This is a genomic window from Dolosicoccus paucivorans (assembly GCF_900100125.1).
GTDB lineage: Bacteria > Bacillota > Bacilli > Lactobacillales > Aerococcaceae > Dolosicoccus > Dolosicoccus paucivorans.
In genome coordinates this window covers 1-7,317 of the sequence record NZ_FNEL01000071.1, presented here as the reverse complement: position 1 = coordinate 7,317, position 7,317 = coordinate 1, and the positions used below count along the sequence as shown (strand labels likewise).

The 7,317-nt window shown below is 38.9% G+C and carries 5 protein-coding genes; all 5 read left to right on the top strand.

What is annotated here, in order from left to right:
- Positions 1 to 265 (top strand): IS30 family transposase (locus BLR79_RS08125; RefSeq protein ID WP_143338833.1); only part of this gene is annotated, 265 nt, incomplete at its 5' end.
- A 65-nt stretch (positions 266 to 330) separates the two neighbouring features.
- Positions 331 to 1,548 carry an amidase family protein gene (locus BLR79_RS08120; RefSeq protein WP_092086825.1) on the top strand — a complete coding sequence of 406 codons (1,218 nt, stop codon included), beginning with the start codon at positions 331 to 333 and terminating at the stop codon, positions 1,546 to 1,548.
- Positions 1,549 to 1,800: 252 nt separating this feature from the next.
- Entirely contained in the window at positions 1,801 to 4,446 is a 2,646-nt protein-coding gene (gene adhE, locus BLR79_RS08115) for a bifunctional acetaldehyde-CoA/alcohol dehydrogenase (protein ID WP_092086822.1), read from the top strand.
- A 124-nt stretch (positions 4,447 to 4,570) separates the two neighbouring features.
- Entirely contained in the window at positions 4,571 to 6,061 is a 1,491-nt protein-coding gene (locus BLR79_RS08110) for a PTS transporter subunit EIIC (RefSeq protein WP_092086818.1), read from the top strand.
- A 165-nt stretch (positions 6,062 to 6,226) separates the two neighbouring features.
- The coding region (locus BLR79_RS08105; RefSeq protein ID WP_092086815.1) for a pyridoxal-phosphate-dependent aminotransferase family protein at positions 6,227 to 7,317 on the top strand (1,091 nt) is incomplete at its 3' end.

The window sequence follows — 7,317 nt, the reverse complement described above, 5'->3', positions numbered from 1 at the left end:
GAAAGAATTTGCTTGTTATTCAGACATCGAACAACAAAACATCGCTTTTTACTTTGCGGATGCTTACAGTGCCTGGCAGAGAGGGACTAACGAGAATTCCAATGGATTACTCAGAGAATTTTTCCCTAAACGCACAGATCTAGCTAAAATTACGGAACATGATCTTTTCAATGCGCTATGGTTGATAAACAATCGACCTAGAAAATGCTTAGATTTTAAAACACCTTTTGAAGTACTCATGCACGAACTCGTTCAGTTAGAGTGATTTTTTGTCGCAATAATTATTGCGATTCATCTTAGTTAAATAAACACTAAGAAAGGAGAACTTGCATGAAGGATTATACATTATTTGCAAAAGAGAAATTAACAGTATCAAAAGAACCGCCTTATGATCCGTTTATGTGTTTTGTAAGGGAAAATCATATTGCAAAAAAGGCAACTGGACAAGGTAAATTATCAGGTTATGTTTTTTCAGCTAAAGATGTGTTTACTGTTAAAGGGAGTACGTTTGGTAATGGGCATCCTGAATATTTAAAGTGGAATAAGCCTGATGCCTTTACAGCGACGGGAATTGAGGTGTTACTAGACCACGGAGCCGACTTAGTAGGAAAGACGGTTTGTGACGAGTTATGTTACAGCATTAGTGGGGAAAACTGGCACTATGGTAGCCCGCTAAATCCTTATGATATTAGACGCTATACTGGTGGATCTTCTAGCGGAAGTTGTGCTTCTGTTGCAGGAGAGCTTGTTGACTTTTCTATCGGAAGTGATTGTTTAGGTTCTGTTAGAGTTCCAGCTTCTTATACAAATCTTTATGGTATGCGTCCAACGCTGCACCGTGTGGACAATACAGGTGAAGCTCCTTATTGTGACAGTATGGACGTTTTAGGCTACGCTGCTAAAGAAGTAGAAGTTTTTCAAAAAGTCAGTGACGTTTTGTTGGGCGAAGATGAAGATGATTTTAATATTAAACGGATTTGGATCCCTCAAGACTTATGGTCAGTGATTGATCAAGAGGTCTATCATTCTGTTCGACCTATTTTAGAAAGGTTAAAAAAGTCATCTTATGAAGTCATCGAAGAAACTTTTGCACCTCAAATTGATGAGTGGGTTAAAACGTTTCAAATTGTACAAGGTTATGAAGTGTGGGGAAACTATCAAGCTTTTGTGGAAGAAATGGATCCTTTTATTTCTCCAGGACCTAAAGGTCGTCTAGAGACTGCTTCACAAATTACAAAAGATCAATATGAAGAACAGGTAGATAAGATGAAACAAATCGCTGAGTATATCCATCAACAATTAGGCAGTGATACGCTACTTGTTTTACCAACGGCTTCTTCCGTTGCGCCTTTAAGAACTGATGATTTAGAAGAAATTAACTATTACCGAGCTCAATCATCTAAGTTTTTATGTATTTCCGCCTTATCAGGCACTCCGCAGTTGACTGCTCCGTGGGTATTTCATGAGGGAGCTCCTTTTGGCATTTCTTTTATCGGGCCAAAGGGATCAGATCGCAAGCTCATTGAGATTGCCTTGTCTTTTGAATAATCATTACTTAACTCTCCTACAAAGGAGAGTTTTTTCATTATATGACTAACAAACTTTAAAATATGTGCTAATTGAACAATAAGTTCGTGATTTCACATACATGATAGCGCTTACTTTACAAAAGTGAATTTTTTCACCCAAAATACTAGGAATTTTCAAAAATATTCTCTATAATAATAATTAGTGAAAGATATCACATAAAAACACAAGCAAATTATTTAAAAAATAAACCATTCTTAGGAGGAATAGTTAATGTCAGAAGAAAAGAAAGAGCAAGCGATGCAGAGCACACCGGAAGAGCACGTAGATGGTTTAGTGCAAAAAGCGTTAGTTGCGCTAGATGATTTTATGAAGCTAGATCAAGAAGCAGTTGACCATATTGTAGGTAAAGCTTCCTTAGCAGCTCTAGCAGAACACGGACCACTCGCTAAAATGGCCGTTGAAGAAACAGGCCGTGGAGTTTTTGAAGATAAAGCAACGAAAAACATGTTCGCTTGTGAGCATGTTACTAACAGTATGCGCGACATGAAGACAGTAGGAATTATTAGCGATGATCCAATAACAGGGCTTACAACGATCGCTGAACCAGTTGGAGTGGTAGCTGGTATTACACCAACAACAAACCCAACATCAACAGCAATCTTTAAAGCGTTAATCGCTCTAAAGACACGTAACCCAATTATTTTTGCATTCCACCCGCAAGCACAAGAATCATCAGCACGAGCAGCTGAAGTTGTTCGAGACGCAGCCGTTGCAGCAGGTGCACCGGAAAATTGTGTTCAATGGATTACTCAACCATCGATGGAAGCAACAGGCGCTTTAATGAACCACGATAATATTGCAACTATTCTTGCTACAGGTGGTAATGCGATGGTAAAAGCAGCTTACTCATGTGGTAAACCAGCACTTGGTGTAGGTGCAGGAAACGTACCGGCTTACGTACACAAATCTGCCAACATTAAGCAGGCGGCAAATGATATTGCATTAAGTAAAGCGTTTGATAACGGAATGGTTTGTGCTTCAGAACAAGCGGTTATCGTAGATAAAGAAGTCTATGAAGAATTCAATGAAAGCTTTAAAAAATATAAAGTATACTATGTCAATAAAGATGAAAAAGAAAAATTAGAACAATTTATGTTCGGAACAAAAGCTTTCTCAGATTCAGTTGATCAAGCACAGCTAAACGCCGGTGTAGTAGGTAAATACGCCGAATGGATTGCCAAAGAAGCCGGATTCAATGTTCCTAAAGGGACAAGTATTTTAGCAGCTGAAGTTACAGAAATTGGTCCAAATGAGCCATTAACTCGTGAGAAATTATCTCCTGTTATTGCTGTTTACAAAGCCGACAACACTGAAGATGGAATCGGTGCAGCCGAAGCAATGGTTGAATTCAATGGTTTAGGTCACTCCGCTGCAGTTCATACTCGTGATGAAGCAGTAGCTAAAGATTTTGGTGAGCGTGTCAAAGCGATTCGTGTGGTTTGGAACTCTCCAAGTACATTTGGAGGAATTGGAGACGTATATAATGCCTTCATGCCATCGTTAACTCTTGGCTGTGGTTCATACGGTAAAAACTCTGTTGGAGACAACGTCAACGCAATGCACTTACTAAACATTAAGAAGCTAGGACGGAGAAGAAATAACATGCAATGGTTCAAAGTGCCACCGAAAATTTATTTTGAGAAAAACTCAATTCAATACTTACAAGAAATGAGTAACGTTAAAAACGTTATGATCATCACTGATAACTCGATGGTTGATTTAGGGTTTGTTAACCGCATTACTGATCAATTGGAGAAGCGTCATAACGAAGTAACGTATCATATCTTCTCAGACGTTGAACCAGATCCAGATATTACAACCGTTGAAAAAGGTGCTGAAGCAATCCGCGCAGTTGAACCAGATACAATTATTGCCCTAGGTGGGGGATCTGTAATGGATGCTGCGAAAATTATGTGGATGTTCTATGAGCAACCAGAAACAGACTTTAGAGATTTAGTTCAAAAATTCATGGACATTAGAAAGCGTGCTTTCAAATATCCAGAATTAGGTGAAAAAGCTCAATTAGTATGTATTCCAACTACTTCGGGTACAGGTGCGGAAGTAACACCATTCGCGGTTATTTCTGACAAGTCAATTGGACGTAAATATCCATTAGCAGACTACTCAATCTTACCATCAATTGCGATTGTTGACCCTGCACTTGTAATGACTGTGCCAGCTCACGTCGCAGCGGATACAGGTATGGACGTATTATCACACGCTCTAGAAGCTTATGTATCTATTATGGCAAGCAGCTATACAGATGGATTAGCTCTTGAAGCCATTAAACTAGTTTTCGAAAACTTAGAAAACTCTGTTAAATATGCTGATGAAGAAAGTCGCGAAAACATGCATAACGCTTCAACAATGGCAGGTATGGCCTTTGGTAATGCCTTCTTAGGTATTTCCCACGCGATGGCACATACAATTGGTGGTATGTTTAGAACAGTTCACGGACGTACAAACGCGATCTTACTTCCATATGTTGTAAAATACAACGGAACACAACCATCTAAACTATCAGCATGGCCAAAATATAACGAATACAATGCAAACGAACGTTACCAAACAATTGCTAAAGCATTAGGACTAAAAGCAGATACTCCAGAAGAAGGGGTAGAGTCACTGGCTCAAGCAATTTACAAGTTAGGAGAGTCTATCGGTATTGATATGAATTTCAAAGATCAAGGTATCGATAAAGATGAATGGTTCGCTAAGACGGAAGAGATGGCTTACATTGCTTATGAAGACCAAGCCGCGCCAGCAAACCCACGTCTGCCAATGGTTGCCGATATGATTCAAATTTTTGAGCACGCATACTATGGCTACAAAGAAAAACCAATTAAAGATCTATAAAATAATAATCCCTTCCCTTGAGAAACGTACAGCAGTCGCAAAAGCGCACTGTTGTGCGTTTTTTTGTTTTAGTTGTAGTACAAATAATATATAATAGTAAAAAAAAGAAGGAAAGGGTTTTCATATGTTTAGTCGATTTTCTCAAATTGGGCGAGCCATGATGCTTCCCATTGCTATTTTACCGGTCGCAGGGCTTTTACTTGGACTGGGAGGAGCTTTAAGTAACCCAAGTGCAGTAGCAGCTTATCCTTTTTTAGATCAAGGATGGTTACAAGGTGCTTTAAAAATTATGAGTGCTGCCGGTGGAGCAGTATTTACTAATTTGGCACTGATTTTCGCGATCGGAGTCGCGGTAGGATTAGCTAAGGGCGACAAAGGAACAGCAGGATTAGCGGCAGGGGTCGCATATGTGGTGTTTACCGCAACAATCAATGGTTTATTAGAGCTATTAACTGTGGACGCTCCGGCGATTGATACAGGTGTAGTAGGTTCGATTGTTATTGGTAGTACTGTAGCTTATTTACATAATCATTACCGTCAAATACAATTGCCAACCTTTTTAGGTTTTTTTGGAGGATCACGTTTTATTCCGATTGTATCCTCTCTTGCGGCTATTATTTTAGGTTTTATTTTTTACTTAATTTGGCCACCTTTTCAAAGTTTATTGACAATTGCAGGCGAAAAAATTGCGTTAATGGGTAGTTTTGGAACTTTTTTATATGGTTTTTTACTTCGCTTAACAGGTGCGGTGGGACTACATCACACAATCTATCCACTATTTTGGTACACTTCTTTAGGTGGAGTAGAAATGGTTGAAGGTGCTCAAATTGTTGGAGCGCAAAATATCTTTTTTGCACAATTAGCAGATCCAAATCATCAAGGGTTATTCACTTATGGAACTCGCTTTTTTGCTGGACGATTTGCAACGATGATGTTTGGCTTACCGGCAGCTTGTTTGGCAATGTATCATGGAATTCCCAAAGCTCAAAAGTCTAAAAATGTCGGATTATATTTTAGTGGTGCGTTAACATCCTTTCTAACCGGAATTACAGAACCTATTGAATACATGTTCTTGTTTGCTGCACCTTGGTTATATGTTTTACATGCATTTTTAGATGGATTGTCATTTTGGATTGCGGACTTATTACAAGTGCGTATTGGAAATTCGTTTTCTGGTGGGTTAATTGATTTTCTACTCTTTGGAGTTTTACAAGGAAATCACATTACTCACTGGTTGCGCGTTATTCCGATCGGACTTGTTTGGGCAGGTGTATATTACATTGTATTTAGACTGGCGTTAAGTCGCTTTGATGTAGCAGTGCCAGGCAATCAACCGGTAGTTGCTACAGAAGAAGAGTCGAAGAAACGCGGTGTACACTCTTTAGAAGAAGAAGCTCAAGAAATTGTCTCGGCTTTAGGAGGATATGAGAATTTAAAGGAAGTGACAGCCTGTGCTACGCGCTTGCGCGTCACTGTCACTCAAAAGGATTTAGTTGATGTTGAACGGTTGAAGGCTTTAGGGGCAGTTGCAGTAGTTGAAGTTCAAGATGGTATTCAAGCAATTTATGGTGCGAAAGCTGATTTATATAGTCAACTCATTAACGAAAGAAAGTAAAGTAAGAGAAGTTATAATTTTACTTCTTATTGGTTATGTTGAGATGTTGACCTAATGTAAAATTTATATAGACATAAAACTAATTTTTTTCTAATTTATAGATATATTGTGGTACAATATTCTTTAATTAATAAAGAAATTATAATTCATCAGGAGGATATATTAATGTGTGAAGAAATTAGATTTTCTACCCGAACAATTATGACACCGGGACCGGTTGAAGCTCACCCCGTGGTGTTACGTGAAATGTCTTTAGAAGTCTTGGGACAATATGATCCGCAGTTTAGACAAATAATGCGACGAGTTCAAAAGATGTTGAAGCAACATTTTCAAATCCCTAATGGTCACGCCTTAGCTGTAGATGGGTCCTCGCGGGCTGGCTTAGAAGCGGGAATGTACTCATTAGTAGAAAAAGGCGATAAAGTTCTCATTCCGGCGTATGGTCGATTCGCTTATCTACTAGCAGAAATTGCAGAGCGTGCGGGAGCAGAAGTTATACTTTATGAAAAAGAGTGGGATGGGCCTTTTCTTCAAGAAAGTATTATAGATAAAATTAAAGAAACTCAACCTAAATTAGTTGCGATGGTACATGGTGAAACGGCGAGTGGCCAGGTTCAAGAGTTGGATCAAATCGGCAAATACTGTCAGGAAAATGATGTGTTATTTATGGTTGATATGGTCGCAACTTTTGGTGGAATGCCAACAAAAGTGGAAGAGTGGGGAGTTGACTTAGCGGTTGCAGGTACACAAAAGTGTGTAAGTGTTCCAGCAGGGTTAGCCTTTGTAGCATGGAGCGATCGCGCCGACCAAATTATTGAATCGCGCTTTCAAAAAGAGCTAGGTTTAGGTGCTGAAGCTAGAAATGAAAGATTTATTCTAAGTAATTATTTAGATTTATCTCAATTAAAAGTATATTGGTCTGATACACCTATTAATCACCATACTGAAGCGACCAATTTAATCTATGCAGCTCACGCTGGTTTACGTATGCTGTTGGAAGAAGGTATGGATAATGTCTATTATCGTCACAAGTTAAATGAGAAGGCTCTTATAGCAGGCCTTACTGCGATGGGTCTAAAGTTGTACGGGAATTTAGAGACTAAGTTGCCAACAGTGAATGCTGTTTTGATACCTAAAGGTGTCGATGCGAATGAAGTGAAAAAATTTATGCTAGATCAATTTGGGGTTGAAATCGCAGGAAGTTTTGGACCTTTAGTTGGAAAAGTCTTACGCATTGGTAACATGGGTTATTCAAG